This is a genomic window from Bradyrhizobium sp., assembly GCF_016462955.1.
Lineage (GTDB): Bacteria > Pseudomonadota > Alphaproteobacteria > Rhizobiales > Xanthobacteraceae > Bradyrhizobium.
In genome coordinates this window covers 1-3432 of sequence record NZ_JAEMSD010000624.1, presented here as the reverse complement: position 1 = coordinate 3432, position 3432 = coordinate 1, and the positions used below count along the sequence as shown (strand labels likewise).

The window sequence follows — 3432 nt, the reverse complement described above, 5'->3', positions numbered from 1 at the left end:
GTTTCAACGGGCTCCGATGCTGCTTAGCCTCATCCTGAGGAGACCGCGAAGCGGTCGTCTCGAAGGACGAGGCGCGCGCTCAGCTCGCGCAACGAGCCAAATGCGATAGCCCTGCGCAGCACGAGCCCGGGAATGACGCCGGTGAATGGCGAGGCCTAGTCGCAGCGTGAGGCCCGGCGCCGACCGAGATGAGCTCCCCGTCATTGCCGGGCGAACGCTCACGCCTCGCCGCGCAACCACGCCTTCACCTTTTGCAACAGGCCGTGGCGCAACTCATCGACCGACGCGGCTTCGGCCGGTGTCAAATTCTGCAAGGCCGCACCAAGTTCGTCGGTGGCTTGCGCTGGTTCAGGCGGCTCCGATGCAAGCCCCGCCGCCGCGAGTGCGATCGGACCAACCTGGTTGAGGAACGCGCGTTCGTACTCGCGCGAGAGGCGCGCGATTGCATCGTCCAGCGTCAGCCAGTCCACCGCCTTGACGTCGTTCATCAGCTTGCGGATCGGTCCGCCGCCTGCCTCCATCCGCCAGAAATGCACGACCTTGGAGCGCCCGCCGGACTGATAAACCAGCGTCCCCAGAAATTCGTGCACGGCGACGTCGTGGCCGGTCTCCTCCAGCACCTCGCGGTGCGCAGCTTCCTTTGGAGTCTCGCCGTCGACGAGCTTGCCCTTGGGCAGGACCCATTCGTTGCGCTTGCGCTGGCGCACGACCGCAATCAACGGCGCCGAGCCACGCCGCAGCACAATACCCCCCGCGGCCAAGACCGGCGCCCGCGCCATCGCTCACACATCCAGAATCGTCGTCCCCGACAGACGATATAGCCAGCGGGGACGGCAGATTGAAGGCTACTTTCTCCTCAAGAGTGCTTGACCCGCACGAATACGCGAGCCCTCGGCGATGCCGTCGCAGAAGTTGAAATCGCCGGGCGCCAGGATGATGATGGTCGAGCCGTGCTCGAACCAGCCGAGCTCCTCGCCCTTGGCCACGTTGACGTCGCAAGGGAAACTGACCGGCCCCTTCGTCTGCGCGTTCAACACCATGTCGAGGAAGTGCAACCGGATGCTCGCGACCAGGATCGCCGCAACGGGCACCAGTGTCACCGCCTCGCCGGTAGAGAGGTGGGTGCGGATCACCGCGCGCTCGTTCTTGCAGAACAGCCGCTCGACACGCTTGAGCGCGATCGGGTTGACGTTCCAGACATCACCGTGGATCAGCGTGACGCGCTCGATGCGTGCATCGTATGGCGCGTGAAAGCGATGATACATGCTCGACGTCAGCCGCAGCGTGACGAAGGAGCCGTTGCGGTGCTGATCGACCAGAGCGGAATCGCCGAGCAGATCCAAGAGCGAATAGGGCGCGCCCTTGACCTGGAACAGCTCGCTGTCGGCGATCCTGCCGTGAGCGCCGACGATGCCGTCCGACGGGCTCGCCACGACGGAGGGGTCGGCATCGAAGGGCCGCAGGCCCGGCTTGAGCTCGCGCGTGAAGCAATCGTGCAGGCTCCTGAAATGCGTCTTGCGCGCCTCGGACAGATCGAGATCGGAGAACAGCTTCCACAGCGCGATTGAGAAATCCCGCACCATCGGATTCTCGATCTTGGAGAACCAGCCCATGAAGCGGGTCAGGGCCGCGCGGGGGATGCGGTTGGTCAGCAGGAAGTTGAGGTCTTCCTGCTGGGTGAAAGAGGCGATGAGGGCTTTGACTGTCATGAATCTGTCAGCTCGCAGGGTTAGCGCTTGTTGTCATGGAAACGACATTCCCGATTCTCTCGATGTCCGTGGCCGCCGCAGCCTCCGCTGCCGCCGTCTTCCCGAAGCTGAAAGCGCGGGTCGAGTTGTCCCGAGCCAAGCACCGCTCGCTCGCGGGGCATTCCAAGATGTCGCGCCGGGTGGCGCGACTGCTGCCGTTCTACGAGTACGGAGAGAGCGATTATTTCTCCTGCGACGGCGCGCCCGCGAACATCGCCGCGCAGCGCAAGGACGGCTTCTTCCGTCTCGCCGCCCTCTACGCCGAGCGCTACCCGAAAGGGCGCGCGATGACGAAGGAAGCGGCGGAGACCATCTCCGACCTGAACTTCACCGAGAGCTACCGCGTGCCGTTCCAGTTCTCGCGTCTCGTCCGCGAGCACCTGGGCACCTCGACCTTCATGGAATCGTCCAGCGGCGTCACCGTCACCGATGTCGACGGCAACACGTTCTACGACCTCACCGGCTCGTACGGCGTCAATATCTTCGGCAACGATTTCTACAAGGAGTGCATCGAAGGTGCCGAGAAGCGCGCGCATGCGCTCGGCCCCGTGCTCGGGCCGTACCACCCCGTCATCCTGGAGAACGTGCAGCGGCTCTGCCAGATTTCCGGCCTCGACGAAGTCTCGTTCCACATGTCCGGCACCGAAGCCGTGATGCAGGCGGTGCGGCTGGCGCGCTACCACACCAAGCGCACCCATCTGGTTCGTTTCGCCGGCGCCTATCACGGCTGGTGGGGCGACGTGCAGCCCGGCGTCGGCAATCCGATTCCCGCGCACGAGACCTACACCCTCGCCGAAATGTCGGAGAAGACGCTGCACGTGCTGCGCACGCGCCGCGACATCGCCTGCGTGCTGGTCAATCCGTTGCAGGGCCTGCATCCCAACGCCAACGCGCCCGGCGATTCCTCGCTGGTCGATTCCTCCCGCGGCGGCCATTTCGATCGCGCCGCTTATACCGAGTGGCTGAAGAAGCTGCGCGAGGTCTGCACCGAACGCGGCATCGTCCTGATCTTCGACGAGGTCTTCGTCGGCTTCCGCCTCGCCGCCGGCGGCGCCCAGGAATATTTCGGCGTCCAGGCCGACATGGTGACCTACGGCAAGAGCCTCGCTGGCGGGCTGCCGGTCGGCGTGGTCTGCGGCAAGAAGGAGTTGATGCGCCGCTTCCGCGACGACCGCCCCGCCGACATCTGCTTCGCCCGCGGCACCTTCAACTCGCATCCCTACGTCATGACGGCGATGGACGAATTCCTGAGCCGCCTCGCCAGCCCGAATTTCCGTGCGGTCTATGACGGGCTCGACGAGACCTGGAACGGCCGCTGCGGGAAGCTCAACCGGATGATGGAGAGCGCCGACCTGCCGGTGCGGTTCGCCAACTTCTCCTCGATCTGGACGGTGAAATACACGACGCCGTCCCGCTACAACTGGATGCTGCAATATTACCTGCGCGCCGAGGGCCTGGCGCTGAGCTGGGTCGGCACCGGCCGGCTGATCTTCAGCCTCAACTACACCGACGCCGACTTCACCGAAATCGCCGACCGCTTCGTACGGGCCGCACAGAAGATGAAGGCCGACGGCTTCTGGTGGCACGACGGCGCGCTCACCAACAAGCAGATCAAGCGGCAGATCCTGAAAGAGATGCTGGCGAAGCGTCTCGAGCGCTGAGGCCCCACTGCGCGGGCTTGCTC

The 3432-nt window shown here is 64.8% G+C and carries 3 protein-coding genes; 1 reads left to right on the top strand and 2 read right to left on the bottom strand.

Annotated features, from left to right (window positions below):
* Positions 1 to 218: 218 nt before the first annotated feature.
* Positions 219 to 779 carry an NUDIX hydrolase gene (locus tag JHD07_RS35700; RefSeq protein WP_291630750.1) on the bottom strand — a complete coding sequence of 187 codons (561 nt, stop codon included), beginning with the start codon at positions 777 to 779 and terminating at the stop codon, positions 219 to 221.
* Positions 780 to 845: 66 nt separating this feature from the next.
* A complete protein-coding gene (gene asd / locus JHD07_RS35695; protein WP_291630748.1) occupies positions 846 to 1709 on the bottom strand; it encodes an archaetidylserine decarboxylase in 864 nt (287 codons plus the stop codon).
* Positions 1710 to 1744: 35 nt separating this feature from the next.
* Between asd and JHD07_RS35690 the strand changes: the two genes are divergently transcribed.
* The gene (locus JHD07_RS35690) at positions 1745 to 3409 is read left to right on the top strand and encodes an aminotransferase class III-fold pyridoxal phosphate-dependent enzyme (protein ID WP_291630746.1); all 1665 of its coding nucleotides are present in this window, start codon (positions 1745 to 1747) and stop codon (positions 3407 to 3409) included.
* The last annotated feature ends 23 nt before the right edge of the window (positions 3410 to 3432 follow it).